This window comes from Amycolatopsis bullii, assembly GCF_014654205.1.
GTDB lineage: Bacteria > Actinomycetota > Actinomycetes > Mycobacteriales > Pseudonocardiaceae > Amycolatopsis > Amycolatopsis plumensis.
Genome location: NZ_BNAW01000030.1, coordinates 1 through 26,984, shown reverse-complemented (window position 1 = coordinate 26,984; position 26,984 = coordinate 1). Strand labels below are relative to the sequence as shown.

Genomic DNA, 26,984 nt, shown 5'->3' with positions numbered 1-26,984 from the left:
TGGGTTAGTGGTCCGAGGCGCTACTTCGGGTTCAGTAGTTCACGGGCGAGTGCGAGCGCTGCCGTAGCCCGCTGCTCCGCTGTCCCGCCGAGTTGCGCGCCGCGCGTTTCGGCCATGATCAGGGTGCTCACGGCGAGCCGGGCGCGCATGCGGCCGTCGATGTCGGTGGCCGGGGCGAGTGCCCGCGTTAGGTCGTCGAGGTGGTGGAGCAGCTCGGCCGCCGCCGGGCGGCCGGCGAGCGCGTGCTCGTTGATCCGGGCGCACACGAGCAGTGCACCGTGCTCGCCTTGGATAAGCGCGGCGAACCGGTCCAGGGCCTCGCTGCGCCGGTGCCACGGGGCCGGCTCCGGGTGCAGGGCCTCCGCGAGCTCGGCCAGCTCGGGCAGAACCTCGCCGTACGAGCTCGCCAGCACGTCTTCCTTGCTGCGGAAGTGGTGGTAGACCGCCGGGCGGGTGATGGCGAGTCGGTCCGCGACCTCGGCCAGCGTGGTCCGCTCGTACCCCTGCGTCGTGAACATCTCCAAGGCGGTGGCGCGGATGCGCTCGCGGGTGTCAGTACGCCGACCGTCGGCGCGTTCGCTCATACGGTCAGCATCCCACCCAGCAAACTGACTTACACGTAAGTCAGGTATCTTCGGCGGTATGGAATCCGATTACGACGTCGTCTCCGCAGGACTGGCCGGTCGCCGGGTGCTCGTGACCGGCGGCAGCCGGGGACTGGGCGCGGCGATCGTCCGGCGCTTCGCGGCCGCCGGCGCCACCGTCCTGGCCTCCGCCCGCAGACCACCGGAGCCGGGTGAACTGCCCGCGACGTTCTTCGCGGCCGACCTCGCCACCGCCGGAGGGGCCGCGGACCTGGCCCGCCGGGTGCTCGACACCGCGGGCGGCGTCGACGTCCTGGTCGACAACGCCGGAAGCGCCTCGCCACCGGCGGACACCCTGGTCCGCAGCGACGAAAGCTGGGAGGCCGACCTGGCGCTCAATCTGCTGGGCGCGGTCCGGCTCGACCGGCACCTCGTGCCCGGGATGGTCGAACGCGGGCGCGGCGTGGTCGTGCACGTCTCGTCGATCGCGAGCCGGTTGCCGCAGCCGGGGCAGGTCGCCTACGCGGCAGCGAAAGCCGCGCTCAACACCTACAGCCGTGCTTTGGCGGCCGAACTCGGCCCGAGCGGCGTGCGGGTGGTGAGCGTGCTGCCCGGCTTCATTCCCACGCCGGGGGCGATCGCTCACCACCGCGAGATCGCCCAGAGCCGCGGCGTCAGCCTCAAGCAGGCCCAGCGGGACCTCGCCACCAGCCTCAACGTTCCCATGGCTCGGCCCGGCTCACCCGAAGACGCGGCAGAACTCGTCGTGTTCCTCGCCTCGGACCGCGCCCGCTGGTTGACCGGCGCGCAGTACCGGGTGGACGGCGGGATCCTGCCCGTCGTCTGAGCAGTGCGAGGGCCGGACGAGCCGGACCGGCCGAGCACGCGCGGAGAGCCAGGCCCACAGCCTGCGTCGCACGTGACTCTGTATTGCCAAGTGCTGCCATGCGTGGGCCCAGCACACGCTCAGCGGCATGTGAGTGCATTGGCGGTGCATGCGTTACGGCGGCGGTGCAGCAGTTGCTCGCTTGAGCGACAGTGGTGATCAACGGTCCGGGGCCGATGACCGGCTCACCGGCGGGGCCATGGGCGGCCGGTGATGGTCATTGTTTCGATGTGGTGGTGTGGTGCGGCGTCGGGAGGTAACTCGTCGGTGGTGATCAGCCATTCGTCGGCCGAGGACGCGACAGTCAAGTCGCCCGCGTCGAAGCTGAGGAGGACTCCGCCGACGGATGGCTCCGTGGAGGACTCCCGGATCAAGGTGGCATCGCGAAGACGGGAGCCGACGTACTTCGTGAGAAGGCTTGGTGCCTGAGCGGGACCTACTCTGCCCTCGCCGTACTCGCCCATGTCATAGGAGCCACCGGGCACGGATTCTTGCAGGTGAAGCAGGTCGCCCGTGCAGTGCAGCCGCAGAACGAGTGCGTGGCGAAAATGCAACCAGACCCTCAGCAGTGAGCTCTGCTCGCGTTGGTACCAGTGCCACTCTTCGGTCACCGACTCCAGCGCCAAGTGCAGCCGGGCCCGAAGCAGCGCCGCGGCCCGGGTGCCGTCGTCCGGAGCGAACATCGCTGCAGGATACGGTGCTGGCGAGGCGTGCGGCGAGCGAAATTCGAGGCTTGATGCCACTGATGTGCCCCGGTGGTCCTACCCGGCTCCGCTCATCCGCTCGTCGGCATGAGCGAGCGACGATGTCCCACCGACCTCAGTAGAAGATGGTGATTGCGCCCGGCAGGTCCGGAAACGTCGCTTTAGCGGCCGCCGTCAGGCAGTCGTTGAATTCGGTGCCGGCGCGGGCCTGGCCGTGGTAGTCGCCGTAGTCGGTCTCATCTCCTCGCGCTTTGATGCCCTGTCGTCGGAGGCATTCGACGGCGTCGTCCCGCAATCGGGGATCCAGTTTCCCGGGGTGGGTCGAGAGGTAAGCCGGCTCGATGTCACCCAGGTCCGCGTCGTGGTCGCAGGCTGCGAGCCTGGCGTTGAACTCGGCGGGTCGTCCGTCGTGCGGCGGGACGACGTCCCGCAACAGCAGGCGCTGGTCGAGCGGGCTGACGACCGGGCCGGACACCAGGTAGCCGTGCCTGCGCATGCAGTCCAGGAACGAAGTCACGGCGGCCCGGTACTCCGCGGCGCTGACGGGCGCAGCGGAGCCCCGTCCGCCCGCGCCCGCGTCGGCGCAGCCCGCGAGGGCCAGAGCGGCCAAGACGGTCGCGGTCACGGCGCGGGCGGACGAGGCCGGCATCACGTCACTGACACCGAGCAGCTGTTGCAGCCCCAGTGCAGGCCGCGGATGGCGTCGATGTTGTAGATCCGGGTGAACGCTTGCGAGTTGGTGCCGTAGACCCGGGGCGAGATGTATCCGTCCGACGACTGCAGCGCGACGGAGAGGACGCCGTCGCAGGTCCCGCTGACCTTGGTCGTCTGGGCCCAGAAGTTACCTCCACCGCCGCCGCTGGCGATGTAGTTGGTGCCGCAGGAGCGGTTGACGTTCCGAGAGCCGAGGGCGTCGGCGGGCGCGGTCGACATCAGCGTCATCCCCAACGCCGCGACCGCACTCGCGACCGTCACTTTCTGCCAGCGTTTCACAGTTTTTCTCATCACGTCCCCTTCTGTCGAGTTCGAATGGCGAATTTGTTCGTCTGTCGTCATCGGTCGGTACGCGCGTTACCTCCAGATGTGCACGGTGGCGCCGGGACAGCCGACGTCGCAAATGATCGTCGCGTCGTACGCGGAGTACACGTTGGACAGTCCCTTCCACAGCGCTGAGTTGAAGTAGCCGCTGTAGACGGTCTTGCCGTTGTTCACGTCGACGACCTTGATCTGGTAGTTCGAGCTGATGGTGCCGGTGGCCAGGAAGATCTGGTGCGAGGCACTGGCCGGTGTGCTGCCGGCGGTGCAGGTCTTGGTCTTCACCGTGCAGTAGTGATCGTCCGCCGCGAACGCCGGCTCCGACGTGGCCACCAGCATCGCGCCCGCCGCTGCCGTGGCGGCCACCGCCGCCGTGATCGATTTCCTCATATGTGCCCCTCTGTCGTGTCCGCCCGGCGCGGGCCGGTTCGTGAAGAGAGTCGGCCCGCGGTTCCTCACGACGTCACCACGTTTTGGCAATCGCCTGGTCAGCGGTCGTACGGCGGTGTACGAGCGGAGTAGGAAAGGGCGCGGGGAGGTGGACATCGTGGGGACGGAGATGTCTGTGCTCGGACCGGTTGAGCTGCGGGTCGACGGCCGCGTGCTGGAGGTCGGCCACGCGCGGCAGCGGTGCGTGCTGGCGGTGCTGCTGGTCGAGGTGAACCGGGTCGTCACGACGGAGCAGCTGCTGGACCGCGTCTGGGCGGATCGCCTGCCGCACAAGGCACGGCAGGTGGCGAGCAACTACGTGTCGCGGCTGAGACGGGCACTGACGTCGGCCGGCGACGTCGCGGTCCTCCGGCGCGGCGGCGGGTACGTGCTGGAGACGGATCCCGAGTCGGTGGATCTGCACCGGTTCCACCGGCTCGTGGAGCACGCACGCGGGCGAGAAGACCCGCAGGCGCTGGCCCTGCTGGAGGAGGCGGCGGGGTTGTGGCGGGGTGAACCGTTCGCCGGCCTGGACACCCCGTGGCTCGCGGCGGTGCGCACCAGCCTCGAGCGGGAACGCGTCGCCGCGCGCCTGGACCGCGTCGACGTGGCCCTGCGGTGCGGCCGGCACACCGAGGTGCTGCCGGAACTACTGGCCCTGGCAGATCAGGATGTCCTGGACGAGCGCGTCGCCGCCCAGCTCATGCTCGCCCTGCACCGCGCCGGCCGCACCGTCGACGCGCTGGCCCACTACCGGCGACTGCGCGCCCGGCTGATCGAGCAACTGGGCACCGAGCCCGGTGCCGCACTGCAGAACTTGCACCAACGCATCCTCGACACCGACCCCGCCCTCGCCCCGCCGCCGCCGCCGACGATCGAAGGAGGGACGCTGGAGCGGCCGGTGCCTCGGCAATTGCCCGCGCCGCCACGGTGCTTCACCGGCCGTGGCTCCGAACTGGCCCGGCTGGACCAGGCTCTGATCGCCTGCCGGCCGGCCAGTACCCGATCGGGAACAACGGTGGTCGTTTCGGCGATCGGCGGGGCGGGCGGGATCGGCAAGACCTGGCTCGCGCTGGCGTGGGCGCACCAGCACCTGGAACGGTTCCCCGACGGGCAACTGTTCACCGACTTGCGCGGTTTCAGCCTCGTCGACGCGCCGGTCACGCCCGACGCGGCGCTTTTCGGGTTCCTCACCGCGCTGGGGGTCACCGCGAATCGCGTTCCCGCCGACATGGACGCCGCTGCTGCGCTGTACCGCAGCCTGGTCGCCGGCAAACGAATGCTGGTGGTCCTGGACAACGCCGCCACCGCCGACCAGGTTATCCCGCTGTTGCCGGGCAGCCCGACCTGCGCCGTACTGGTCACCGGACGCACCGGACTCGCCTCACTCATCGACCGGCACGGCGCCCGTCACCTGCGCCTGGACGTCTTGGACCGCACCGAGGCGCGGGCGCTGCTGGCCGCACGGCTGGGCGCGGACCGCGTCACCGCCGAGCCCGATGCCGTCGACGAGCTGGCGCAGCTGTGCGGGGGCTACCCGCTGGCCCTGTCGATCACCGCCCGCCACGCCGCCACCCGCCCCTCCGTACCACTGGCCGAGATCGCCGCCGAGCTACGCGAGCTCGGGTTGGAGATGCTCGACCACGACACCGACCCCGCCGCCAGCCTGCCCACCGTCCTGTCCTGGTCCCTGCGCCACCTGACCGACGAACAGCGCACCGTGTTCGGGTTGCTGGGCATAGCCCCCGGCCCCGACACGACACTGCCCGCCGTGGCCGCCCTCACCGGTCTGCCCCCGGCCGCCGCACGCAAGGCGCTGTCGGCACTGGAGGAGGCGTCGATGGTGGAACGGCGGCCGCACGGCCGGTATGCGATGCACGACCTGATCCGCGACTACGCCGCCACCACCGCCCACGACCTGCCCGACAGCGCGCGGGAAGCGGCCCTGCTCCGGGTGATGGACTTCTACCTGCACACCGCCTACCTCGCTGACCGCCTTCTGGAACCCCACCGCGAACTCCTGCGCCCTGACCCGCCTATGTCCGGGGTGCACCCGCACCCGCTGCCCGACGCCGCGGCCGCGTTGGCTTGGCTGCAGGTCGAGCACGCCACCCTGCTGGCCACCCAGCGGGCCGCCGTCGCCCTCGGCCGCCACCACGTCGTCTGGCACCTCGCCTGGGTGCTGGACGCCTTTCACTTCCGGCGAGGACACCTGCGCGACGCACTCGCCTCGTGGCGAGCGGCCTTCGACGCCGCCGCGCACCAGTCCGACCCCACCGTCCGGATCCGCGCCCAGCGGTTTCTCGGCAGCGCCTGTTCCCGGCTGGGGCGGCACGAAGAGGCCCTCGAGCACCTGGGCCGGGCCCTCGACTCGGCCACGCACCATCGCGACGACACCGAACAGGCGCACACTCATCGGGCGCTCATGGCCGCGTGGGCACTGAGGGGAGACGACCAGCAGGCCCTGGACCACTCCCTGCGCGCCTTTGACCTCTACCACGCGGTCGGCAACCCGGTGTGGGATGCCGACGCGCTCAACGCGGTCGGCTGGTTCGCCGCACGTCTGGGCAACTTCGCCACCGCCCGCGACCACTGCCACGCCGCCCTCGTCCTCCACCGGCGCCACCACAACCCCGCCGGCGAGGCGGACACCCTGGACAGCCTCGGATTCATCGCCCACCGCACCGGCGACCACCGCGCGGCGGTCGACCACTACCACCAAGCCCTCACTCTGCTCCGCAGCCTCGGCAACACCTATCAGGTAGCGAACACCCTCGACGCCATGGGCCACCCCCACGCCGCTCTCGGACACCCCGACCAGGCCCGTGCAGCCTGGAGAGAGGCGCTGGCGCTGTACCGCGAACAGGACCGCGCCGACGACGCCGCCCGCATACAACAACAGCTCGACAACCTCGCTGAGTCAACAGAGTCGAACAGACCGCCGGACACGGGCGCAACCGCGTAGTGCACGCGAACTTCGACTTGGCTCTCGCCCATTCGATCAGCGGCATGAGCGGCGCTGGGCCGCAGCCAGCCTCACCCAACTCACTCAGTGGATCTGATCAACGCCGTGTCGGGGTGCCAACAACTGTGCACCCAACCCACCCACCAGTGCTCCCCAGCCATCGGACCTCATTCCAGCACTCACACCCAGTCCCCGTGTCACCCGCCGGGTTCGTCGACGCCTCACATGTCGAAGCCAGCGACGGTCACACCGACGGCTGACACCTCAACGGAAATCGGCCGAACGGGTTCATTCAGGTGGAGTCCTCGCAAGTATACGTCATCTGGTACGTGGCTGACGCTAACTTTAGCCGCATGACACCGTTAGCGGCCGCCACATGGGGCCTTGTCGGCGCGCTGGTTGTCGAGGTGCTCGAATTGGCTGCGGAGATCCGCCGCAGAAAGGGCCGCTGGCCTTGGACAGGTCCACGGCTGTGGCCATCGCTGCTGGCGGTGGGCTTGCGGTTGACTGCGGCGGCGCTCGTGGCCGCCGCGATGTCCGATCAGTTCGCGGGTAGATGGCCAGCATTCTGCGTCGGGATCTCAGCGCCTTTGATCGTTGCGCGCATCGCGCAAGAGGTGCCACCGTTCACCAGCGGTCGCGATGTGTCGGTTGGGAAGTCGACCACATGACATCCGCTGAGTTCCGCCGCTTCCTTGACCGACTCCTTGACGCGCTCTCCCATCACCGAAGGGGACAAGTGGTCGAGTCCGGCTTACCAGCCGCGGGCTTCGGTCAGCGACTTGTCCGCGCTGTCGGCAGGTTGCCCATCGAGCCGCCTGACCTTGCTACAGGTGAGTCGGCGACCCCGGCATCCCACCGTGATCTTGAACGAGACGAATCCTCCGCACCGAGCTCGCCTGCGATCGACGCGCATCCGAGCGCGAAAACGGAAATTCGATCGCTGAAAATGGGACATGACAGTCTGGCGTATGGGGTGCCGAACGCGAAGCCTGGCACGATCTTCGTGCTCAGCCGAGCTGGGGGGGTTGCCATCGAACCAGGCGAGGGCCGAACGGTCGCGTTCGGGCGGCACCCGTTGGAAGTGGACGTTCGCGTAGGCGAGGACGACCCGTACGTGGGTCGCCGTCAGGGGACACTGACCTACCGCCAGACCAGATGGTGGTTGACTAACACGGGCCGGTTGCCTATTCGAATGCCATATTCGCGCATGCTGCGGACCACCGACGAACCGGTGCCGCTGGAAATGGGATACACCCCGTTGTTTCTCAGCGGGCGAAGCGGTCGTCAGCATCTGATCGAGGTGGTCGTCACCGACTCACAGGTACAGTCCAAGGTTGTTGACTCCGTGCCAGTGGGCTGGCGTCTCGTCGAGGACGAACGGCTGGTGCTGGCCACTCTCGCCCAGAAATACCTATCTTATGAAGCATCTCCACTACCGCTGTCATGGCAACAAGTCACCGAGCACATGAACCGATTGCAACCCGGCGCCGGATGGACGCCACGCCGGGTGGAAGAAGTTGTTGACGGGGTGCGTACACGCCTCTTGCACGCCGGCGTCCCAGGTTTGGCCCGAGAGGAAATCGGAGATCAGCCCCGCTACGCAATCCTCGACAATCTCATAACGGAACTCATCCGGTCTACCACCCTCGTGCCCACCGACCTCGCCCCGCTCAAGTTGGCCTGAGTCACGCCTGCAATCATCACGCATAGCGGTGAGCAGATCGGTGTGCCGCTCACCGCGAGGTCGGCCTCGCACCAGCTCATTACCGAGCCCGGAAGAGACGATGATCACCGCTCACGAGACCAGGCGGGGACGCCCCACGTGTGAGACCAGTCCAGTAATAGGTGCATGCATACTGGTGGCATCCCCAGCGGCGCAGTTCCACGTTTGTCTGCTGTCGAGTTGTGTAACCTCGATCGTCTACCCCCTGGTAACGGGAAGGCCGTGCACCGGCGGAGGGGCGTAAACATCGGACTAGACCCGGTGGACCGTGGCCAGGCCGGCTTGAAGTGACGGGGATGTGCCGGTCGGAGGTGTTCGAGATGACGCGCCAGCGTTCGCATCGGCTCGCTTGTGCCAGTCGGTGTCCACTATTTCGATGTTCTTGACACCGGACGGTGGTGTGTTGTTTCCGCAGGAGAGCGTGGCAGTGGGGGAGATGGACGCTGTCGCGTACCCGATCGACCAGAAGTCTCTCTTGCGAAATGTGAAGTAAACTTCGCTGTGTAAATCCGCTTTCCTGGTTGCCTCGACGGCTCCCCAGGTGATGTGAAAAGTGTAGGTGCCGTCACGTGGGACTTCGGCCTTCACCCATACGCGGCCTTCACCGACGCCGAAACCCACGTTGCCGAACTTGCAGTCGATCGCTTCGTCGCTTTTGTAGACAGGCTCGGTGACTACGGCCACGAGTGTCCCAGAGATCAAGGTGACTGCGACCGTCGCGGAAAGGGCAATCGGCCTTCTCTGGCCTTTACGCGTTGCTAGGGCAAGGACGGTCAGCCGGGTCAGTGACAGCAGGAAGATCAGTAAGAATGCAAAGCCAATCCAGGTGTCTAGGTAGAATGGGAAGCTCACCTTCACGGCGAGGGCGGCGACGGCAAGCAGAACTCCCAAGATGCCCAGGAGAACGCCGTGGTTGCTCTGTCTCTCAGCTTGGCTGCCGTCCTTTTCGTCCATCCTGCTTGCCTCCGGTGCATTGGCCAAGTCGCTGGGTGGCGAGATCCTACAGGAGGGTGTCGGTACGATGGCGATGCCTGTAAAACGATCAACGAAATGATCGACAACATGCGGGAAATAGCCTGACTGGTCACGGCTTCAACGTGGGCGCGACCTTGGTGGTGGTGCCCACCGGTCGGGGATGCCCCGCGTACCGGTGGGACATCGACTTCCTGCACAACGGCGAGTACTGGTCCTCCTCATAGCGGCTGCTCAGGCGCCCGCCGGACGGTGTTGACCTCAGGCAGCTGCTACGGACCGGGTTTGCCGATCGTGAGGCCGCTGCCTTTGTTCAATTGCTGATGAGTCGGATGGTCCAGTTTTCAACGTGGTGCTGCCAGTTCGCCTCCGGGAGTTCGGCGGCGTCGGCGTGTCCGCGCACGGTGATGTCGGCGAGGTAGTGCCCGGGGTGCGGGAGGCGGAGGTAGCGGATGGTGGGGGCGGTGATGTCCGGGTTGTCGGAGGCGGGAAGGTGGAGGACGGGACCGTTGATTGTGGTGGCCAGGCATAGCTTGTTTCCGGCTACGACGAGGGTGGTCCGGGCGTGGGCGTCGCCGGGCACCGCTGCGTGGGGTGGCGTGGTCCAGAGTTCGACTCGGACGTGGGCGTAGTGATCGGTTCCGCCACTGTGCAGCCACAGCGCGCCGGGGGTGGCGGTGGCGAGGTGGTGAGGCGGGTCGCCGGGATCCTGACGGGTGCGCAGGTGGGGGTCGAGAAGGAGGAACGTGCGGTGTTCGACCAGCACGTCCTCCTCCACGACCGCCTCGGGGTGCTCCGTCAAGGTGCGGGCACGGTCAGCCGAGACGGCATTGGGCGAGGACGATTTCCTGTCCGGGCACGATGACGACGCCGCCGACGACCACGGGAGGTTTGACCACGCGGACCGCGTTCTGCACAAGATCTCCCCGTGCGTTGGTGGTGCTTTCGTTCAGGTAGAGCGACGCCACGCCGGGAATCTCGAGCGAGGTCGTGCCCGGAGTGATCGTGATGCCGTTGATGCGCCCGACGGTGGAGGTGCGGGTGATTCCCTCGGCGCCGGCGGTGCAGCGGCTCTCGATCGCGTCGATGCGGATCAGGCCCGTCAGCAGGCTCGCCGAGGACAGCGTGGCGCGGACGTCGGTGTGGCCGATGGCCGGGTCCATCGTGCAGGTGACGCTGAGTGCACCGGTGCTGCCAACGGGGGTGGTGAGCCCGACTTGGGTCTGGCGGTCATCGGGTGGGCAGTGCACGTCCGGGGTCGCCGGCACGGTGAGCAGGCCACTGGCTTGCAGCGCGAATCCGTGGCCGGGCACGTATAGCACGATCCGCACGGTGGCGGTGGCCGTGGCCCCGTCGTCGTCGGCCACCGTGACAGTGATGGTGCGCGGGCCGAGGCCGCCGAAACCGTAGGTGTGGCTGGCGGTGCAGGTGCCGCTTCCGGCCTTTTCGGTGACCGTGCCGGTCGCCGGTGGAGTGGCGTCTCCGAACGCCAGGGTGCAGGTGTGACGGTCGTTGGCGCCCGGGTCGGTCAAGGTCACGCTGACCGGCACCGGGTTGCGGGCGTTGAACAACTGTCCCGCCTGAGGGCTGGTGATGGTCGCGGCCGGGGCGACGTTGGTGACGGTGACCACTGCGCTGTCGGTGACCGGGGACGGCGGTCCGTGCCGGTCATCGGCGAACAACGTCACGGTGACGGTGCCGTCGTCGGTGCAGGCGATTGTCGTGGCGGGCTGGTTCGGGTTGCCGAACTGGCAGGTCATGCCCGGGTCGGTGTCCGGGTCGAGCTGATAGGACCAGGTGATGGCCGGGGTGTCGTCCGGGTCGGTGACGCTGCCGGCCAATGCCACGGTGGCGCCTTCGGTGACGGTGGTGTCGGGACCGGCGTTGACGGTGGGTGGGGTGTTGCCGGGAGGGATGGGTCCCGGCTCGCCGCCGCAGCCGTCGCAGCCGGTGACCTGAACCCAGAAGGTGTCGCCGTCGAGGATGCCGTCGGCGGTGTACCAGGCGCCGAGCTCGCGGCCGGCCTTGTTGTTGTGATCCCGGTTGATGGGACGCGCGGAGTAGGACCAGAACGAGTCGGGGAACAGCACGCTGAAGTAGGCACCTTCGTAGGTGCTGCGGAAAGGATACTCGTCGCACTCGCGGGGTCCCTCGGGGCCGCGGGCATAGTCGACGCCCCAATAGCGTTTGCAGGTCTCCACGGCCGTGTCGTGGTTCATGCGGTAGCGGTTCGAGTTGTACCCGGGGTACATGCGGGTCAGCTTCTTGGGGATCTGGGCGTGGTCGTCGCCGGGGATGAGCTTGCCGTGAGCGCCCGGCTTCGTCTCCTCGGGAACCTTTTGCGCGGCGAGCACGTGCGCTGCTTCCTCGTCGATGCCGTCCTCCGGGCGCAGGCTCAGGTAGTGCACGGCCGCGATCTCGGTGAACTGGCAGCCGCCGCCGCTGGCGTAGGCCGCGGCGTCGCAGCGGAACGGTGCGGTGAGCCGCTGGACCTCCTCGAACTCGGCCGGGTTGGTGAAGTAGGTCTGCAACTCGTGGTAGCTGACCTTGTCCAGCTTGTTGTGGTATGGATCGCCGTCACCGCTTCCCGGCGAGGCGGAGGTATCGTAGTGCGCGACCGGCATGGTCCGGTCCGCGACCCACTCCGGGATCGTCTTGGTGACGCCGAAGACGGTCTGGCTGCCGCAATTCGCGCCGGGCAATGCCACGCAGTCCATCTCCACCCTCATCTGGGGCGAGGGCCCCATCTCGCCCACATGTTGGGGCTGGTCCATCTCTGCGACGTAGCTGATACCGCGGTCGCCGCGGTTGCCCATGCCGATCTGTGTGAACCGGAAACGCGTCGTCCCGACCTCAGTGCACTGCCCAGGTCGGGTGCAGACGTGACGCGAAGTGGTTGCGGTACTTGGGTGTCTTACCATCCAAATTGTACTGCTGGCGGCATTCTTCCAAGGTGTACCAGTTGTAGGGTTGCGCAGCGACGGCCTGCGACGCGAGCGCCGCGGCCGGTTTCTGAGTAGCGGCGCGCTCCACCTCTGCCGCCTGCGCCACCGAGTGCACCGGCTTCATCCGTTCCTGCGGACCGGGACGGTCGAGACGCGATCCGGTCATCGGCGCGTTGGCCGCCGGCGTGGACACCGTCACCGTGTTGTGCCATTGCGTTACCGGCTCTACGGCGACCGCTGGTTGAGCTGCGCTCACACCGGCCAACGCCGGCACCATCGCAACAAACGAACACATGATCAAACCACGACGTGCGCGCATGATCCCCCCATTGGCGCGACGACTACGTATGAGCAAACTGTAGGCTCAGCAAAATCGACAGATACCGTGCAACCGGGTCAAATCACCCTAATGGAGCATCAGATTTAGAAGTGATCTTGCCGACGAGACATTCAATAATTGCGCTCACGCTGCGAGATACGAACGAATCAGCCCCACCTTCTGCTGAATCCGCACTCCTCGACACTCGTTCCTGGCACGCGCCAACGCTGCGGCGCCACAGCCGGCGCTGACGTCGAGACACGGGGCGATGTGACCGCTCTGCAGTGACGACCAGCACGCCCACGCTACAGGCGGACGCGGAATCCCGTCCGAGACGCGGAACCGCCAACGCGTGTCAGTTGTTGCAGCGTCCGGCAGCACGGCGACCTCCTCGCGCACCTCCACGACACCACGGCGCCGCTACCAGCTCGGTGATATCCAGCCACGCCGCGCCGAAACGGGAGTGGTCTGGATGAGAGAGGCTGGCTCGGCGGCAACGGGGACGTTGGACGTACCGGGCACGGCTCCGATGTGATGATATTCCGGGTGAACCGTCCGTAGGACCACGAGAGCAGTGGGTCAGCGGCACGCGCGGTCGTTACGCGGCCGGTGTCGTGGTCGGGTCGGCGGCGGAGCCGTCCGCGGTGGCGAGCTCGGTGGGCACCGCGAGGACGACGCGGTTGCGGCCGGTCTTCTTCGCGTGCAGCAATGCCCGGTCGGCGGCGAGAAGAAGCTCGTCGGCGGTGCCGCCGGCCTGGGGGAAGGAGGCGACGCCCATGGACGTCGTTACTCCGCGCAGGATGTGGTGCTTGCCGTCGCTGGTGGCGGTCAGGGTGATCGGTGTGCCGGCGAGCCGGGAGCGGATGCGTTCGGCGACGTCGAGTAGCTGTTGATGTTCGAGGTCGGGCAGCATGACGGCCAGTTCGTCGCCGCCCCAGCGGGCCACCAGATCCCAGGAGCGGACCTCGGCCTGCACCAGGTCGGCGATGACCTGGATGGCTTGGTCCCCGGCGGGGTGGCCGTAGATGTCGTTGATTTCCTTGAACCGGTCCAGGTCGAGGAACAGCACACCGACTGAGGTGCCGGCGAGCTTGGCGCGGCGCAGCGCGGCGGTGAGGGCGTCGGACCAGTAGACGGCGGCGGCCAGGCCGGTTTTCTGGTCGGTGCGGGCTTGGCGCATGTACTGAGGCAGCAGTAGGTCGCGGTGCACGCACAGCACGGCCAGCATGGGTGCGGGCAGTACCCACGGGGAGTGCACCAGCACTACCGCCATGGTCACCCCGAGACCGAGCGCGGCGGCGACGACCAGCTGGTCGGCGGGGTGGCCAAGGGCGGCTTTGGCGCTGATGCGCTCGTCGGAGGACAGCAGGATCGCCAAGACGACGAGGGCGTAGTTGGTCAGCCACCAGGCCGCGGCCGCGGCGACCACCATGAGCAGCGTCCAAGCGCTGGTCGGCAGGCGCGGTGCGGTGCTGAGGCCGCCGGCGTGCAGGACGGCTTCGGCGGTGGCGGAGGCTATCACGAAGGTGCTGCCGGAGTAGACCTTGCGCACGGCGACCGCCGGGCCGTAGACCCGCAGCTAGCTGTTGCGTTCGCCGATCGTGCCGTCCATGTTGCGGATGAAGTGTTCGACCTCGCGTTCCCTGGCCAGCTCACGGCCCTTCTCGACGGCGGCGGCCTTGGTGTCGTGGCTGCCGAGCATCTCGGTGGTGCCTTCGATCTTGTTGTGCCACTGGCCGTTCTCGTGGTAGGTCTCGACGTCGCCCTTCACCGGCAGGCCCCTTCCTCTTCCTTGATCGTTGCGCGACAGGAGGACCCGGGAGCCCCGGGGTACATCGGCCCTGTTCAGGCCGGTAAGGCAGTGGGAACCGAGAATGCCGCGGCGGGTACGTGGCGCTGATCAGCGGGCGGAGCTCTGCTGACGGTGGATGCAGGGTGGTGCCGTTCTGGGGAAGGAGATGCGGGCGCGGAAGGACGTGCCGGGGCCGCTGTCGGGCAGCGGCGCAGTCCAGGTGTAGCCGGGTGCGCGGGCGGGGGCCGCGGCGACGAGGGCCGGGTCGGCGAGGTCGAGTTTCCCGATATCCACTGTGGTCTGGTGGTGTTCGGCGACGAGGTCGATCATGTAGTACAAGGCCGAGAGCATGCCGAGCCCGAGCAGGTCGAACTTGACCAGCCCGACGGTGGCGCAGTCGTCCTTGTCCCACTGCAGCACGCTGCGGTCCTTCATCGTCGCCCATTCGACGGGGACCACTTCGGACACCGGCTGCTTCGAGATCACCATGCCGCCGGAGTGGATGCCGAGGTGGCGCGGGAAGTCCTCGATCCGCGCGGCCAGGTCGAGGACGTCGTCCGGGATCGCCCCGGCCGCCTGCTGCTTCGTGGCGGCGACCCCGCCCCAGCGGTCGACGAGCTTGCCGTAGGCGTCCTGCTGCCCGGGGCTGTGCCCGAGTGCTTTCGCCGCGTCACGGATGGCCGAGGGAGCGCGGTAGGTGATGACGTTGGTGACCTGCGCGGCGTGGAACCGGCCGTGTTTCTCGTAGACGTACTGGATGGCCTCTTCGCGGCGATCGGACTCGATGTCGATGTCGATGTCCGGCGGCCCGTCCCGCTCTGGGGCGAGGAAGCGTTCGAACAGCAGGTTCCACTTGACCGGGTCGGCGTGGCAGATGCCGAGGGCGTAGCAGACCGCGGAGTTCGCGGCCGAGCCGCGGTCCTGGCAGAGGATGTTGGATTCCTTACAGAAGCGGACGATGTCCCAGACGACGAGGAAGTAGCCGGGGAAGTCGAGGGCCTTGATTACGTCGAGCTCGTGTTCCAGCTGCGCGTACGCCCGCGGCGACTCGGCGCGGCTGCCGTAGCGGGTGGCGGCGCCGGCCCACGTGAGCTCGGCCAGGAACGACATCTCGTCGTGGCCAGGCGGGACCGGGAACGGCGGCAGGTCCGGCGCGACCAGCTGCAGGTCGAACGCCACCTCGACGCCCAGGGACGGCGGCCCGGCCGACCGCGCCCGGATAGCGGCGCTCGAACCGGCGCCGCTGCTCCATCCCGGAGCGCAGGAACGCCTGCCCCGACGGCGGCCGCCAGCCCTCCAGCTCCTCGCCGGATCGACGCGCGCGGACCGCGGCGACGGTGTCGGCGACGACAGCGTCCTCCGGGCGGGCGTGGTGAACGTTGTTCGACACGACCGTCGGCAGCCGCAGCTCCTTAGCCATCTTGGCGAGCTGGTCGTTGATCGTGGAGTCCAGCGGGAGCCGGTGGTCGATCAGCTCGACGGCGACGTGCGAACGCCCGAACCAGTCGACCAGCCGGCCCAGCTCGGCGTGCGCGGCGGCGGGACCGCGCTCGGCCAGGGCCCGGCGGACCGGGTCCTTACGGCAGCCGGTCAGCACGACGACGTGCCCAGCCAACTCGTCGACCAGCTCCTCGAGGTCGTAGACCGGGCGGCCTTTCTCTCCACCGGCGAGCTGGGCGTGGGAGACGACCCGGCACAGCCGGTGATAACCCTCTTGTTGCCGCGCCAGGACCAGCAAGTGCGACCCGGCCGGGTCCGGTTCGCCGGCCTGGGGCCCGGGCAGGTCGAGGGACAGTTCGGCGCCGAACCCGACCCGCACCCCGAGCTCCCGGGCGGCGTCGTTGAACCGGACCGCGCCGTAGAGGCCGTCGTGGTCGGTGAGGACCAGCGCGTCCAGCTCCAGCGCGGCCACGGGAACCGGCTGGCGATGTCGCGTTCGGCGAGCGCGGCGAAGGCACCGAGGGTTGTCAGGCCTAGGCGACGCAGCTGCCCGACCAGCTGATCTCTCCTGCCTACGACATTTGGGTGAAGAAGTGCGCCGGGCGTCAACCTGGCCTTCGATGTCCGCGTTTACGTCGCGGGCCCGGAGCTCCCGGTTGTCCGATCCACGGCGGGGAGGCGGAGAGTTGGCCATCAAACGTGGTCTGGTGTCGCGAACGCTCTTGGTGTTGGTGATGGCGTTGGGGGCCGCGGCGCCGGCGACAGCGGCTGCCAGTGACCCACAGGCGCCACTGTCAATGATTCTCAGATCGACCGGGCGGACGAATATGTCGGCGGCGGCGGTCGGCGACAAGCTGCAACGCTCGACTGCCCGGTCGCGGGACGTCACCGGCGACGGCTGGCCTGATGTCATCGCACGGCAGCCGGACCTGAACAACGGAACGTTGTGGGTCTACCCCCACGCACGCACCCCGCAGGGGGCCATCTTCGGGGCCAGGACGATGGCGGGCACGAATTGGAACACGATGAGCTGGATCGGCGTCGCCGAACTCACCGGTGACACGCCCGAGTACGAAACGTCGGCGTCGGCGCCGGCCGATCTGCTCGCCCGGCGCACCGACGGCACCCTGTTCATCTACCCGCACAGCGGAGCCCTCAACGGTAAGAGTACCTGGCTGGCCCCGATCGTCGCAGGCACGAACTGGAATATCTACGAATTCATGATTCTTGGCGACATCAACACCGATGGATTCGACGACATCTTCGCTATCGACAACGACGAGGGAAAGGTCTACATCTACCTGCACAGCGGAAGGCTTAACGGAAAGTCAACGTTCATGCCGCGGCAACTCTGGATGGAAGGCTCCTGGTTGGGAACCTGGATGTTCCTCACAGAGTGGAGCCGGGAAGACCCTGACTTGGTTGGAACTATATATGATGAAGACGGCGCCCCTTCTGGCAATGGCGAGGCCGCCCGACACACACACAAGCTGAACGTGGGCCCTGGAACCTGGGACACCACTGATGTGTGGAAGTGGGCTACCGCGCAGGAGCTCGCGCCTGCCACCACTCAGCGCGTCTTTCTGATGGATGTCAACGGGGATGGTAAGGACGACGTGGTCAAGACTACGCCGGCGGGAGCGTTGGTCTACTACCCGTTCAACGGCTGGAAGTCCAACCCGGCTCTGGGGACGCCGAGACAGATCGGCAATGGTGGCTGGCAAGCCTTTGACCTGATCACCTGACCCTCGTCGACCCATCCGGCCCATTCGACCTAGGAAACAGGTGTTCACGCTGTGAAGATGATAACCAAAGTTGCCGTGTGTGCCCTGGTGGCCGCTCTAGTGGTGCCTCCGGTGTCGACGGCTGCGACCGCGCTTCCTGCTGCTGATTCAGCGGTGCTCGACCCTAGTCGGTCCGCGGTCTTCGTCGGATCGACGGTGGAAACCGATAAGGTCCACGAGGCTCGGTTGAAGGCCGGTCCGCAGGGCGCCGCGCTGTACAACCTCGCGGAGCAGGGTGAGTACGTCGTGCAGACGACACCGGAGATGCTCGCGGGCGACGAGATCGACCCAGTAACCTTCGATCAATGCCAATCGCACCAAGTCACCCCCGAGAATCCTTTCTGGTACAAAAACAAGTACAACGCATGCAGTTCAGTCAAGCTGCAGGTCCAGTACTGGGAGAGGGATGCCGAGGGGCGCCCGTATTTGGCCGGTACTTCCACTTTCCTCAGAAGCGCTATTTCAATCGCGCAAGCCGGGGAGAGCAAGATGAAGTTTGGCGTCCGGCTCATTCACGACAGCGATTTGGGCACTGTTGACGACAATACGACCTTGGCGATCAAGATCGGATGTCTGGAGGTCGATCTTGACCCGAACCGGGTGGGTTACTGCACGGTGTCGCCGGGCGAGGTGAAGAAGACCCTCGGTCAGTGGAAAGCCGAGAAGGGGGCGAATCCGGCATGGTTCGAGTCCGCGATGGTGACGACCAAGGTGCCGGCTGACAAGTACGCCGCAGAGAAGCGCGGCTACTTCTCGGTGGACGAAGTTGTCACCACGGAGGACTCGACGGGGCCGAGGACGATTTTCCATCCCGCCGCGGATGTCCGATGTGACGAGGCCACCTATGTGGCCGGAAGCAAGTGCGTCTTTCAAAAGGTTACTTCGTCACTGGGTCTTTACGCCAATGATCCGGAGCACGGCGAGTCGGCGAGGTTCATCAGAGACGCCCAGACCAATATCGGCCTGACTTACCCCGGTCTTCTGGGTAAGAAGGTACCCGGCACGATATCACCGCCGGAACCGTTGCACAGGTTGTACAAGGACTATGACACCGAGAACGATATCGACGGCTCGTCCCGCAAGGTCCGTCGCGCTTGTCAAGTTCGGTGGGGCGTTGGCTACACCCTCAATGCGGCTGGTGAAATTCTCCAATGCGACGAGTATCCCTTCAAAACCACTTATGAAAACGCTGCGAGAGTCGATGACAGCAGCCCGTACACCTACGCCGTCAGGGCGATCAATGCTCTGCACAACGAGACTGCGGGACGGATCTACGGTCGATGGCTGACAGATGATCATATCCTGGACGGCGACCCGTTCTTTGTGATCATTTACTGAGGGTCACCCGCGGGCTGACGCCGGCAGCTCGGTCGAGCTGGCGACGCCTCACAGATGCTGCCTTGGTGCCGGAGCGGGGGAGGGTGAATAAAATAGGCTTCGGCGTGTGTGGTCTGGATGGTGGCGATGAGAATGCGGCACGGGCGAAACTAATCTCGTAGAAGGTCATCTTCACCTCGTCTGGGTGCCTGCGCTGTCGTGGTCGGCGCGGGTGAACCGTCTAGGAGAGCTGGGGTCGAAAGAGCTGCGCGAATCGGAACCGGCGAAACAGCGTCGACTTCCGTGTCATCACCGACACTCAGTCGTCTGCCTGTATGCGAGTGCTACACATTCAGTAGCGTGTCATCGACTATGGGGATGTGGATGAGACGCAGCCCTGACCCGTGCTGGCAGACCTAACCGAGCTCGAGCAACGGGTGATCGACACCGCCCGACGGCGGGGAAGTCGCTAAACTCGCCATCTGCGACCGAGCGTGCCGCCGGTCACAACAACAGCGCCCGCGAAGTACTGCTCACCCAACAACACGACCTCCGCCGCCGAACCCCTCAGGCTCTGGGCGATCGGCTCGCACAATGGCGGCACGCGCTGGGTCTGGCTCGGCCGCTACGGCTACCGCGCCCACCGCGTTGTCTTCGCCCTCGCCCTCGCCGTCGCCCTCGCCCTCGCCGCCGGACTGAGCCTGCTCGCTGGGCACGTCACCACCCACCCCGGCCACCACGCCGCCGAACGTGTGCAACCCGCCACGGCGAAACCTGACACCCCGGCAGACCCTGCTCACCGGTGGAACCCGTCGGGCTCGGCATCGACCGCGGGCTCCCGCTCGGCGCGACCGGCCTGCGCACCCGCTGCGACCTCGACACGCCACCGGCTGGGGCCAAACCTTCACCGTCATCGTCTCGGCACTCCGAGCCATCCTTCGAAGCCTGGCCACCCTCGCCATCGCCGCCTATACCGGACTGGTCCGCAAACCGGCCTGACCAGCACCGCCACGCTGGCAGGCCTCGGACCTGGGCAAACGAATACTGCAGCTTCGAATGCCGCCTCTGCGCCAATCGAATGAGTTGAAGTCGTTATCAGGTGTCAGATCCCGCAGTGAGTCATCGACTATGGTGGGGTGGACGACACACAGCCCGTACCCGTGCTGACGGACCTGACCGAGCTCGAGCAACAGGTAGTCGACGCCGCCCGACGCGGGGAACTCGCCGTACCTGCCACGACGACGACCGTTGAGAAGTTGTCGGTCACCGATGACCCCGCACTGCGCGTGCGAGCTGATCTGCTCCGCGAACTGCTCCGCGGGCTGCATGGTGACCTCGACCCCCGCGGGATTCGGGTCGGAGGGGTGCGGGTCGTCGGAAGCCTCGACCTCGATCACGTCACCGCTGTCACCGGTTTGGACTTGTTCCGATGTGCGGTCCCGGACGGCATCACCTGCCGACACGCACGCCTTCGCCATCTATACCTGAGAGGCAGTCTGCTTACCCACCTGTACGCGGATGAGCTCCGCACCGACAGCAGTTTGTTCCTGTACGACGTTACGTGACCGGCGCCCGAGAATCCGGCGCGATCCGACTGCTCAGCGCTCAGATCGGCGGCACACTCCAGCTCGATCGCGCCACCATCACGAACACCACCGGCCCAGCCCTCCACGCCGACGGCCTCCGCACCGACAGCGACCTGTTCATGTGGGACGCCACCGTCACGGGCGCCCGCGAACTCGGCGCAATCCGACTGCTTGGCGCCCACATCGGGGGCCAGCTCGGCCTCAGCGGCGCCACCATCACGAACGTCACCGGTCCCGCCCTGCACGCCGAAGGTCTCCGCACCGACAGCAGTATTTTCTTGCGCGGCACCACCGTGACCGGCGCCGGCGAACCCGGCGCGATCCACCTGCTTGGCGCCCACAGCCGCCGTCGGAGATGTGATCGAAGCTGTCCGGCAGTACGAACTCGCACTTGCCATTGCAGCGCGAGGGGACCACCTCCACGAACAGGCCCAGGCGCATCAGGAACTTGCCGGTACCTACGCCGGCGATGATCCGCGAACGGCTCGAAACCATCGTACGGCTGCTGCGGAACTGGCCGTCCAACTCGACCTGAAGTACCCGAAATCGCTTCCTCACCTCCGTCCGGCCGGCTGGTGAACGCGGTGCGGTGGGTGGCAGGAGGTCTTGGAGGCGGCAGGTACCCGGATCGGTGAACCACTCGGCCATAGGATTCGCGGCGTCGGCGGCGAGAGGAACGGTGCGCGAAACGTGATCTCCGGCCCCGCGGGTAACTCGAAGAGGTCATTGAAGACCGCGAAGATCGGCATTCTGCCGACGCGCAGTGGGGCGCACTGCGGCATTCGGGGGGATTCGCCGGAAAAGCAGACACGGACGAGTGATTACCTGGATGGGCGGCGACGAACACACTGTGTGATGTGACCGCCACGGCCCCGTTAGGCCAGTTGGGCCGTGGTTGCCGGGTCCGCGCCCTTCCGTGCGGGCTTGGCCCGCTCTGCCCGGGTACTGGCGTCGCGGTCGTGCGGGCGCGTGGGTCAGCGCGGTCGGTCACCGGCGGGTACCAGGTCGCTGTCAACGAACGCTTCGGTCAGGGGAGTGTCACCGTCAGGAGCAGCTCGTCGACGTTGCGGCATCCCGAGATTGGGGCGACGCCGAGTTTTCGGCCGCGACGGCTTGGAGGTGCTGCCGGTCATCCGGCGACCTCGCCGACGACTACATTGTGAAGCCGTTCGTGCTAGCCGAGCTGGTCGCGCGGGTCACCGCCGTGCTGCATCGGACCGGCCGCACTCGCCGTCGAACACCGCGCGGCTGCAGAAACGGCTCGATGAGGAACTGGCGCTGCGGCTCGCCGCGCTCATCATCGACCTCACCGCGGTCGGCTTCTACTTCTCCGGCGGCCTGTCGGTCCTGGTCAACACCGTCGCCAGCGCCCATGCCCTCGGAATCGCCTGCGCGCTTGCTGGTCCTCCCGTCCTGTTGGCACGGAGTGGCCTGGACCGTGCGTGCGCCGGCCTCACGTCGCCTTCTGTGGCGGCCGGGGCAGCGCCAGCCCAGCTACCGCGGCGACCGCGGGGGCGCGCCCCGCTGGCATCGCGGGTTCTGCCGAGTCTTCGCTAGTCGCTGGAAGCACCGTTCGAAGCTCTCCCGTGATCGCGGTGGCTGTGACGTTCAGTTGCTGTGTTCCGTGTAGAGCTTGATCAGGCCCGCGGCCGGATCGTCGTCGAGGTCGTGGAGTTCCGCGCCGATGGAGCCGAACTCCACGCTGCGGGGGAACATGGCTTCCTCGTACTGGGTGAGAGCGGTCTCGATGTCGCCGGGGTGTGCGGCGATGGCCTTGCCGAGTTCGGCGCCGTCGTACATGGCGCTGTTGGCGCCTTCGCCGTTCGGCGTCAGGAGATGGGCGGCGTCGCCGAGGAGGGTCACCCCGGGCACCCGGTCCCACTTGTGCCCCAGCGGCAGGGCGAAAATGGGCCGCAGCAGCGGTGGGACATCGCCGTCGGTGATCAGCGCGGTCAGTTCCGGCTCCCACCCGTCGAACTCCTTCGCGATCCGTGCCGCCGCGGCCGCGCTGTCGGCGAAGTCGATGGCGTCGAACCACTCCTGCGACTCGCGGAGTACGACGTAGGTGTGGATGGTCTGGCCCTTCTCCCGGTGGGCCTGGATCCCCTTGCCGCCCGCCGCGGGTGCGGCCATGGAGCCGCTGCCGACGGCGTGTGCGGCAGCCGGGTGCCGAGTGTCGACATCGAACAGGTAGGTCTCGATGTAGGACATACCGGTGTACTCGAGTGTGGCGTCGGAGAGCAGCGGCCGCACCCGCGACCAGGCGCCGTCCGCTCCGACGAGGAGGCTCGTGGTGATGGTGGCGCCGTCGGCGAAGGTCACCTCATGGTGCACCTCGCCCAGCGAACGGGTGCTGACGGCCTTGCGGCCCCACTGCACGGCGCCGGCGGGGAGTGAGTCGAGCAAGATCCGGCGCAAGTCACCGCGCTGCACTTCGGGTCGTCCGCCGTTGCCGTCGTCGGCCTTGTCGAGCAGAACGGTCCCGTCGGAGGCGAGGATCCGCATGGCCTGGCGGCCCGGGAGAATGATGCCACGGAACTCATCCATCAAGCCGGCCGCCTGGATGGCGAGCTGCCCGTTGTAGTCGTGGATGTCGAGCATCCCGCCTTGCGCGCGGGCCGTCGGCGCGGGCTCGGCTTCGTAGACTGTGGCCGGGATGCCGTGGATGTGCAGGACGCGGGCGAGTGTGAGGCCGCCGAGGCCGGCGCCGATGATCGTCACCTCAGGGGTGTTCATGACGCTCCTGTTTCCGGGCAGGATCGAGCGCACGCCGGCGCGGCGCGGACGTGGTGGGATGCGCGGCGGGCCACGCGCTGAGTCAAGACGGGGTCGGCTGCGGCAGATCCGCGGCGATTTTGGTCAGCAGAGTCTGCAGGGTGGCCCGCTCCGCCTGGTCCAGGGGGGCCAGAATCGTCTCCTCGACCGTGGTCATCGCGGTGTCGAACCCGGCGATGAGTTCGCTTCCCGCCGGTGTTGCGTAGACGCGTTTGCTGCGCTCGTTGCCGGGGTCCGTGCGCCGCTCGACGAGACCACGCCGCTCGAGCCCCTGCAGGAGGCTGGACACGCTTGCCTCGCTGGTGCGGCTCATCTGGGCGATGTCACGCTGGATCGCGCCGGGATTCCGGACCAGGTAGACGAGCGCGGCACTCTGCCCATGACTGAGCCCGCGCTCCCGGATCCATTCCTCACCGGTTTTCCGCTGCGCCCAGACGATCCAGCGCATCAGATCAAGGCTGCTGGTCGGTGTCGTGCCCTGCGCATCCATCCTTCGCCTCAACTGGACGAGACGATGTGCACCGGCGTCCGGACGCCCCATTCCTCAGCGCCGTCGGCGACGAGGTCAGCGATCCGTTGGTGCCCTTCGTCGAGCCGCCCTTCCTGGAGCGCCGGACTCGAGTAATGGCGATCGAACGACGCGTCGTCGCGATAGAACTCGAAGGCCCACATGAGGTCCGGGTCTTCGTCCGAGCGAGCCAGGACCCAGTCGACTGGGCCGTCGGCGTCACCGTTGAAGTGAAGCTCGCGGCAAGCCTTGAACAGTTCGTCCCCCATCCCGGGCTTCGCCTTGACCTTCAGCACCATTCCCGGCTGCTTGGCATGCATCTCGTGCTCCTTTCGATCGATCAGGACACTTAAGACTCTAAGTGTTAGAACTCTAAGTGTCAAACATAGGTACCAGGCGCAGATGGGCCGACGAGGTGCCGATCGCGTGGGGCGACGAGGGCTCGCCGGGCCATACCTGGGAGCCGGCCAGCCGGGAGCGGTGATCGACCAAGGAGTGAGCGTCGTCGAACTGGTCCCCGGGCGCCTCCCGGCGTGCGCGGCCCTCCCGGAAGGCGGGCAGCGCACGGCTGGCTCCATCGCCGACCATTACGAGGGCCCGCGACGCCGAATGGTGCTCCCGTCGCGTCGGACTAAATGCAGCTTTAGGGATCTTCCAGCGCACCGAGGCAACCAAGACGGCTTCCGGCGTGTCGAGGCATGACGTCGTCGAGATCCAAGCTGTTTCCCGCGGCTGTGCTGTGGCTGCCGCTGCGGCTGCCGGGGCTGGCTGGTGGTCATGTGCGTCGGTGTTCACGCGTTCGCGGACGGGAACCGGTCGGGGGTCCTTCCCGGGCCGGCGGTCGCGGCCGGTGACCGGACCGCGAATGTCGAGTACACCGGATTCGACGGGCGAACCACGGCGGCCACCGCCGAGCTCCAGAAGTCCTGCACCGGTGGCAGCAACGGCTCGATCACCGCCCACGCCTCATCCGTCAACTCACCGCGACCAACCACCGGACACGACTACCAGAGGTCCAGCTCAACGACTCACAGGACACGCTCTAGCTGTTCGAAGCCATGACGTTGGTGACGCCGGTGTGGAGCCGCCCAAATGAGGGGCGTTCGCCCTGCGTGCGTCTCGCCTGCATCGGCGGGCCGGGCTGGGAGAAGTTGTAGAGAGCGCTCGGCCGGGTATCCACCTTGCAGACCAGGACCCGTGGATGACGGGCTCCGACCGACTCGAACGAGGAAGGGGATCCGCCGTGGGACTGCTGAACCGGCTTTTCGGCCGTCGCTCGCAAGGACAGTACGGGCAGGTGCCGTACCGGTATCACGGGGACGGCTACCTGCCCGGGCAGTACAGCGGTCAGCCGGGCGGGCCGGTGGCGCAGCCGGGCGGACATCCTGCGCAGTCCGAGGACGAACGCGCCATCGAGCGGTACCGGTACCTGTTGCGCACCGCACCGCCGGACCAGGTCGAGGCCGCGCACGCCGAGGCCTTCGCCAAGCTCACCCCGCAGCAGCGGCAGCAGGTCCTGCAGCAGCTGGCCGACGCTGTCCCGGAGTCCGAGCGGCCGCGGACCGACGACCCGCAGGGCCTGGCCCGGGTCGCCACCCGGGCGGAGTTCCGCCAGCCCGGGTTCCTGGAACGGACCTTCGGCGGATACGGCCGAGACGGCTACGGCGTGTACGGACGGGGCTACGGCGGCGGCGGGTTCGGCATGGGCGGGGGCATGGGGATGGGCAGCATGATCGGCGGCAGCCTGCTGGGCACCGTGGCCGGCGTGGTCGTCGGCTCGGCGGTGGCCGACGCGTTGTTCGACACCGGTCTGGGCGACGGGGGCTTGTTCGGCGGCGGTGACGAGGAGGCGTACGCGGCGGGTTACGAGGACGGCTACGACCAGGGCGACGCGGCCGACAGTGCCGCCGACTACGGCGACGATTTCGGTAGCGGCGATGACTTCGGCGACGTCTGAACCTACTCGTTTGTTGTCGATGAGTCGCGGACTGCGGACGTCCGACAACAGTTAGCTCAACTAGCTAACAGACAGTCACGATCCGATCGGTCGGCTGATTACGTCTAGGGGGTGTCTGTGGGGCAGTGGCTCCAGCCGAGGGCTGCGTGCCACGCGGTGAGCAGTGCCTCGGCATCGGCGTAGGTCGGGGCCGCCCCCAGCGGGCTCCGCTGCCGACAAGCTGTCCGAGTTCCTAGCGCCCGGCGATCAAGTTCGGCAGCTCGTCTTCGTCCCGGACGGGCGACTTGTCCGCGACGTCCAGAGAGAACGGCGGCGATGTCACATCGTCGCCGTCGCCCGATTCGTCGTTCCTCATCGGCAGGGATCTCCGTCCGGCTCTTGGTCTCTTCCTTTCAGATACCCGAAATGGAAGAGCAGGCAAACGTGAGGTGCGGAGGACACCCGTCGCCGAAAATTCACCGGAACGGCACGTTTCCGGTCTCCTCCCGGCGAAGCGGGGCAGCCACCATTTCCGGTGCCCGTACGAGACGAGGAGGTTCCGTGCTCGCTTCCCTGCTTTCCCGGACCGCGCAGCGGCTCGCCGTGACCGTGACCGCGGTGGCTGCCACGCTCGGTGTCAGCGTCACGGTCGCCGACGCCACCGTCTACAGCTCCTGCACGCAGTCCCGCTGCTCGGATGCCCGCTCGGCCAATACGACCTGGCAGAGCAAGGGCTATCCCGGCACGCGTGGCTGGTACGACTGGCCCGGCGGCAAGTGCAACTACGCGGGCGGCACCTATCAGAACCGCGAAGGTGAGCTGCCGGCCGGCCACTCGTTCCGCGAGTTCGACGTCTACCCCCGCACCTGTGGCGCGGCCCGCGACGCCTACCGGATCGTCGTTGACCTGACCACCGGCGTGGTGTGGTTCTCGCCCAACCACTACACGGACTTCTACAAGATCTGAATCCACCACGCAGGTTCACACGTACTATCGTCACGACAGAACTTGAGCCGGCAAGCGGTGATTGTGAACTCGGCACGGGGCAAAGTTTCATCAGTCACAACATGCCAAACTGCCAGCAAGCTTCTGCAGGCGTTCAGCGATGTCGCCGACGATCTTGGCGTTGGGCCCTCGCCCTCCATCGGCGAGGGGCGATCGCGGCTACCTCGGGGTGGTGGTGAACCCCGATACCGCACGACGATACGGACAGACCTCACCTCAGGCGGTCCGTTTCGTCGATAGAGCCGGTCGGCTCCCGTTCCGGGTGAACGGGAAGAT

General features: G+C 67.2%; 25 protein-coding genes and 2 pseudogenes. 11 read left to right on the top strand and 16 right to left on the bottom strand.

Annotated features, from left to right (window positions below):
• Positions 1 to 20: 20 nt before the first annotated feature.
• Positions 21 to 584: a TetR/AcrR family transcriptional regulator gene (locus IE317_RS28305; RefSeq protein ID WP_191314389.1), complete on the bottom strand. Its 564-nt coding sequence runs from the start codon at positions 582 to 584 to the stop codon at positions 21 to 23.
• A gap of 58 nt (positions 585 to 642) precedes the next feature.
• On the opposite strand from IE317_RS28305, the gene IE317_RS28300 reads away from it, so the two are divergent.
• A complete protein-coding gene (locus tag IE317_RS28300; protein WP_191314388.1) occupies positions 643 to 1,431 on the top strand; it encodes an oxidoreductase in 789 nt (262 codons plus the stop codon).
• Positions 1,432 to 1,655: 224 nt separating this feature from the next.
• Here IE317_RS28300 and IE317_RS28295 read toward each other — a convergent pair whose 3' ends face one another.
• The 4 genes from IE317_RS28295 to IE317_RS28280 all read right to left on the bottom strand — a co-directional run bounded on the left by IE317_RS28295 (position 1,656) and on the right by IE317_RS28280 (position 3,599).
• Positions 1,656 to 2,153: a hypothetical protein gene (locus IE317_RS28295; protein ID WP_229902965.1), complete on the bottom strand. Its 498-nt coding sequence runs from the start codon at positions 2,151 to 2,153 to the stop codon at positions 1,656 to 1,658.
• Between the two features lie 136 nt (positions 2,154 to 2,289).
• A complete protein-coding gene (locus IE317_RS28290) occupies positions 2,290 to 2,823 on the bottom strand; it encodes a hypothetical protein (protein ID WP_191314387.1) in 534 nt (177 codons plus the stop codon).
• Positions 2,823 to 3,179, bottom strand: a complete 357-nt coding sequence (locus IE317_RS28285) for a hypothetical protein (RefSeq protein WP_191314386.1) — start codon at positions 3,177 to 3,179, stop codon at positions 2,823 to 2,825. Before IE317_RS28285 ends, IE317_RS28290 begins: the two co-directional genes overlap by 1 nt.
• A 66-nt stretch (positions 3,180 to 3,245) precedes the next feature.
• Entirely contained in the window at positions 3,246 to 3,599 is a 354-nt protein-coding gene (locus IE317_RS28280; RefSeq protein WP_191314385.1) for a hypothetical protein, read from the bottom strand.
• 169 nt (positions 3,600 to 3,768) lie between these two features.
• Here IE317_RS28280 and IE317_RS28275 point away from each other — a divergent pair, with 169 nt between their 5' ends.
• The 3 genes from IE317_RS28275 to IE317_RS44715 all read left to right on the top strand — a co-directional run bounded on the left by IE317_RS28275 (position 3,769) and on the right by IE317_RS44715 (position 8,290).
• On the top strand, positions 3,769 to 6,603 hold the full coding sequence (locus tag IE317_RS28275) for an AfsR/SARP family transcriptional regulator (protein ID WP_191314384.1): 2,835 nt from the start codon (positions 3,769 to 3,771) through the stop codon (positions 6,601 to 6,603).
• Positions 6,604 to 6,956: 353 nt separating this feature from the next.
• On the top strand, positions 6,957 to 7,274 hold the full coding sequence (locus IE317_RS28270; RefSeq protein WP_191314383.1) for a hypothetical protein: 318 nt from the start codon (positions 6,957 to 6,959) through the stop codon (positions 7,272 to 7,274).
• A 539-nt stretch (positions 7,275 to 7,813) separates the two neighbouring features.
• Entirely contained in the window at positions 7,814 to 8,290 is a 477-nt protein-coding gene (locus IE317_RS44715; RefSeq protein WP_229902964.1) for a hypothetical protein, read from the top strand.
• Between the two features lie 291 nt (positions 8,291 to 8,581).
• Here the strand turns inward: IE317_RS44715 and IE317_RS28260 are convergent, their stop codons facing one another.
• From IE317_RS28260 to IE317_RS28230, 7 genes and pseudogenes are all read right to left on the bottom strand, one after another.
• Positions 8,582 to 9,283 carry a hypothetical protein gene (locus IE317_RS28260; protein WP_191314382.1) on the bottom strand — a complete coding sequence of 234 codons (702 nt, stop codon included), beginning with the start codon at positions 9,281 to 9,283 and terminating at the stop codon, positions 8,582 to 8,584.
• 331 nt (positions 9,284 to 9,614) lie between these two features.
• A complete protein-coding gene (locus tag IE317_RS28255) occupies positions 9,615 to 10,067 on the bottom strand; it encodes a hypothetical protein (protein ID WP_191314381.1) in 453 nt (150 codons plus the stop codon).
• 49 nt (positions 10,068 to 10,116) lie between these two features.
• Positions 10,117 to 12,117, bottom strand: coding sequence for a choice-of-anchor P family protein (locus IE317_RS28250; protein ID WP_191314380.1), 2,001 nt, complete (start codon positions 12,115 to 12,117; stop codon positions 10,117 to 10,119).
• Positions 12,118 to 12,154: 37 nt separating this feature from the next.
• A complete protein-coding gene (locus IE317_RS28245) occupies positions 12,155 to 12,565 on the bottom strand; it encodes a hypothetical protein (RefSeq protein WP_191314379.1) in 411 nt (136 codons plus the stop codon).
• Between the two features lie 598 nt (positions 12,566 to 13,163).
• Complete coding sequence (locus tag IE317_RS28240) at positions 13,164 to 14,117, bottom strand: GGDEF domain-containing protein (protein WP_229902963.1); 954 nt, start codon at positions 14,115 to 14,117, stop codon at positions 13,164 to 13,166.
• Between the two features lie 27 nt (positions 14,118 to 14,144).
• Complete coding sequence (locus tag IE317_RS28235) at positions 14,145 to 14,336, bottom strand: DUF2188 domain-containing protein (protein WP_229902962.1); 192 nt, start codon at positions 14,334 to 14,336, stop codon at positions 14,145 to 14,147.
• 276 nt (positions 14,337 to 14,612) lie between these two features.
• Positions 14,613 to 16,491: pseudogene (locus tag IE317_RS28230) on the bottom strand (PHP domain-containing protein); the annotation flags it as partial.
• On the opposite strand from IE317_RS28230, the gene IE317_RS28225 reads away from it, so the two are divergent.
• The 5 genes and pseudogenes from IE317_RS28225 (at position 16,484) to IE317_RS45500 (ending at position 22,041) form a co-directional block, all read left to right on the top strand.
• On the top strand, positions 16,484 to 17,542 hold the full coding sequence (locus IE317_RS28225; RefSeq protein ID WP_191314378.1) for a hypothetical protein: 1,059 nt from the start codon (positions 16,484 to 16,486) through the stop codon (positions 17,540 to 17,542). The pseudogene IE317_RS28230 and the gene IE317_RS28225 overlap by 8 nt on opposite strands.
• 57 nt (positions 17,543 to 17,599) lie before the next feature.
• Positions 17,600 to 18,919, top strand: coding sequence for a hypothetical protein (locus tag IE317_RS28220; protein WP_191314377.1), 1,320 nt, complete (start codon positions 17,600 to 17,602; stop codon positions 18,917 to 18,919).
• A gap of 1,115 nt (positions 18,920 to 20,034) precedes the next feature.
• Complete coding sequence (locus IE317_RS28215; protein WP_191314376.1) at positions 20,035 to 20,463, top strand: hypothetical protein; 429 nt, start codon at positions 20,035 to 20,037, stop codon at positions 20,461 to 20,463.
• Between the two features lie 1,156 nt (positions 20,464 to 21,619).
• Positions 21,620 to 21,715, top strand: a pseudogene (locus IE317_RS28210) (DNA-binding response regulator); the annotation flags it as partial.
• Positions 21,716 to 21,732: 17 nt separating this feature from the next.
• Positions 21,733 to 22,041 (top strand): STAS domain-containing protein, encoded by a 309-nt coding sequence (locus IE317_RS45500; protein ID WP_373309134.1) that lies wholly within the window; start codon positions 21,733 to 21,735, stop codon positions 22,039 to 22,041.
• A 51-nt stretch (positions 22,042 to 22,092) separates the two neighbouring features.
• On the opposite strand, the gene IE317_RS28205 is transcribed toward IE317_RS45500, so the two are convergent.
• The 3 genes from IE317_RS28205 to IE317_RS28195 form a co-directional block, all read right to left on the bottom strand.
• Positions 22,093 to 23,220, bottom strand: coding sequence for an FAD-dependent oxidoreductase (locus tag IE317_RS28205; protein ID WP_191314375.1), 1,128 nt, complete (start codon positions 23,218 to 23,220; stop codon positions 22,093 to 22,095).
• 82 nt (positions 23,221 to 23,302) lie between these two features.
• Positions 23,303 to 23,749: a MarR family winged helix-turn-helix transcriptional regulator gene (locus IE317_RS28200; protein ID WP_229902961.1), complete on the bottom strand. Its 447-nt coding sequence runs from the start codon at positions 23,747 to 23,749 to the stop codon at positions 23,303 to 23,305.
• Positions 23,750 to 23,757: 8 nt separating this feature from the next.
• On the bottom strand, positions 23,758 to 24,087 hold the full coding sequence (locus IE317_RS28195) for a putative quinol monooxygenase (RefSeq protein ID WP_191314374.1): 330 nt from the start codon (positions 24,085 to 24,087) through the stop codon (positions 23,758 to 23,760).
• A 923-nt stretch (positions 24,088 to 25,010) separates the two neighbouring features.
• Here IE317_RS28195 and IE317_RS28190 point away from each other — a divergent pair.
• Positions 25,011 to 25,724 (top strand): hypothetical protein, encoded by a 714-nt coding sequence (locus IE317_RS28190; protein ID WP_229902960.1) that lies wholly within the window; start codon positions 25,011 to 25,013, stop codon positions 25,722 to 25,724.
• Positions 25,725 to 25,956: 232 nt separating this feature from the next.
• On the opposite strand, the gene IE317_RS45180 is transcribed toward IE317_RS28190, so the two are convergent.
• Positions 25,957 to 26,079, bottom strand: coding sequence for a hypothetical protein (locus IE317_RS45180; protein WP_268246912.1), 123 nt, complete (start codon positions 26,077 to 26,079; stop codon positions 25,957 to 25,959).
• A 185-nt stretch (positions 26,080 to 26,264) separates the two neighbouring features.
• Between IE317_RS45180 and IE317_RS28185 the strand changes: the two genes are divergently transcribed.
• On the top strand, positions 26,265 to 26,669 hold the full coding sequence (locus IE317_RS28185) for a ribonuclease domain-containing protein (RefSeq protein ID WP_191314373.1): 405 nt from the start codon (positions 26,265 to 26,267) through the stop codon (positions 26,667 to 26,669).
• Positions 26,670 to 26,984 lie beyond the last annotated feature (315 nt).